The 1,854-nt window shown below is 59.9% G+C and carries 2 protein-coding genes; both read left to right on the top strand.

The genetic code is table 11. The features are described from left to right. On the top strand, positions 1-654 hold a 654-nt coding region (locus tag QK296_RS28900; RefSeq protein ID WP_282392353.1), incomplete at its 5' end, for a 2,3-diketo-5-methylthio-1-phosphopentane phosphatase. Further along, on the top strand, positions 647-1,854 hold a 1,208-nt coding region (locus QK296_RS28895), incomplete at its 3' end, for an aminotransferase class III-fold pyridoxal phosphate-dependent enzyme (protein WP_282392351.1). The genes QK296_RS28900 and QK296_RS28895, both read left to right, overlap by 8 nt.

Here is a 1,854-nt window from a genome sequence, read left to right as displayed (position 1 = left end):
GATGTCATCGACAACGTCCTCCAACGCTTCGCCGGCCCCGAGTGGGAAACCATTGAGCAGCAATGGCTGGATGGGCATATCGGTTCACGCGAATGCCTGAGCCGCCAACTGGCGCTGATCAAGGCCACCCCGGCTGAACTGCTGGCGTACTTTGACAGTGTCGAGATCGACCCGGACTTCCCGGACTTCGTCGATCACGTCATGGGCCTGGGTGCCTCCATCGAAGTGGTCAGCGACGGCATCGAGCAGGGCATTGCCCGCATCCTTTCGCGCAACTACGTGACCCTGCTGCCGATCCTCGCCAACCGCCTGCGCCAGGTCGACCAGGACAGCTGGCGCATCGACTTCCCGTATGCCAGCGATGCCTGCCGCGCCGCGTCCGGCAACTGCAAGTGCAAATCCACGCCGCGCAACAAGCGCGTGCTGGTGATCGGCGACGGCAAGTCCGACATGTGCGTGGCCTCCACTGCAGACTTCGTGTTCGCCAAGGGCAGCCTCGCCGAGTACTGCGTCGCCCACCAGATCCCTCATGCGCGCTTCGACACCTTTGCGCAAGTGCCGGCGTTGCTGGCCAAGCTGCCACAAGGCCTCGCTGCCAACGCCACCACCTTCAACACCTCTTCTGACCATCAGGAACTCTTCCATCATGTCTGATATCCGTATCGCTACCGCCGAAGATCAGGTGCTTCTGGATAAAGAAGCCAAGTATTGCTCCTACGGCGACACTGTTCACTACATCGAGCCACCGCGGATTTTCAGCCGCTGCGAAGGCTCTTATGTGTGGGACACCGAAGACCAGGCCTACCTCGACCTGCAAATGTGGTACTCGGCCGTCAACTTCGGCTATGCCAACCCGCGCCTGAACAACGCGCTGAAAAAGCAGATCGACACCCTGCCGCAAATCGCCAGCCAGTATCTGCACAAAGGCAAGATCGAGCTGTCGGAAATGATCGCGGTCGATGCCAAGAACAAGTTCGGCCTCGACGGCCGTGTGCACTTCAACGTCGGCGGTTCGCAGTCCATCGAAGATTCCCTGAAGGTGGTGCGCAACGCCAGCAACGGTAAAAGCCTGATGTTCGCCTTCGAAGGCGGCTACCACGGGCGCACCCTCGGCGCCTCGTCGATCACCTCCAGCTTCCGCTATCGTCGTCGCTACGGCCACTTTGGCGAACGCGCCAATTTTATCCCATTCCCTTACCACTTCCGTGGCCCGAAGGGCATGACCAAGGAAGAGTACGGCAGCCATTGCGTGCAGCAGTTCGCCCGCTTGTTCGAGACCGAATACAACGGTGTCTGGGACCCTAAAACCAACCAGTGCGAATACGCAGCTTTCTATGTCGAGCCGATCCAGGGCACCGGAGGCTACGTGATCCCGCCGATGAATTTCTACCGCGAGCTCAAGCACGTCCTGGACCAGCACGGCATCTTGATGGTGTCCGACGAAATCCAGATGGGCTTCTATCGCACCGGCAAACTCTGGTCAATCGAGCACTTCGACGTACAACCGGACGTGATCGTGTTCGGCAAGGCGCTGACCAATGGTCTCAACCCATTGGGCGGTATCTGGGCCCGTGAAGAGTTGATCAACCCGAAGGTGTTCCCGCCAGGTTCGACTCACTCCACCTTCGCCTCCAACCCGTTGGGTACCGCGGTGGGCCTGGAAATGTTCAAGATGACCAGCGAAGTCGACTACGGCGCCATGGTCATGGCCAAGGGCAAATACTTCCTGGAAGGCCTGCAAGACTTGCAAAAACGCTTCCCGATCATCGGCGATGTGGACGGCCTGGGCCTGGCACTGCGCTGCGAGATCTGCGGCCCGGATGGCTTCACCCCGGACAAGGCGACCCTGGACTA

The sequence above is a fragment of the Pseudomonas sp. AL10 genome (assembly GCF_029960685.1).
GTDB lineage: Bacteria > Pseudomonadota > Gammaproteobacteria > Pseudomonadales > Pseudomonadaceae > Aquipseudomonas > Aquipseudomonas lactis.
The sequence above is the reverse complement of the archived record's forward strand: the minus strand, read 5'-3'. Positions and strand labels throughout refer to the sequence as shown.